This is a genomic window from Gilvimarinus sp. 1_MG-2023 (assembly GCF_030548285.1).
This window is the reverse complement of the sequence record NZ_JAUOSC010001373.1, coordinates 1-251: the sequence shown is the minus strand read 5'-3', so window position 1 is coordinate 251 and position 251 is coordinate 1. Positions and strand designations below refer to the sequence as shown.

Annotated in this window: 1 pseudogene; it reads left to right on the top strand. The window is 56.2% G+C overall.

The features are described 5' to 3' along the window. A pseudogene (gene greB, locus Q4563_RS21330) lies at positions 1–251 on the top strand (transcription elongation factor GreB); the annotation flags it as partial.

Sequence of the window (251 nt, the reverse complement as noted above, 5' to 3'; positions counted from 1 at the left end):
GGGGTATGCAGAGCTGGAGCTGGAGCTGGATTATCTCTGGCGAACTGAACGCCCGGAAGTCACCAAAAAAGTGACCTGGGCAGCGAGTCTGGGCGACCGTTCTGAAAATGCCGACTATCAGTACAACAAAAAACGGCTGCGAGAGATTGACCGCCGGGTGCGCTATCTCAGAAAACGGCTGGACGCTGTACGGGTCAGCGAATACCACCCCAGTCAGGAAGGCAAGGCCTATTTTGGTGCCTGGGTTACCC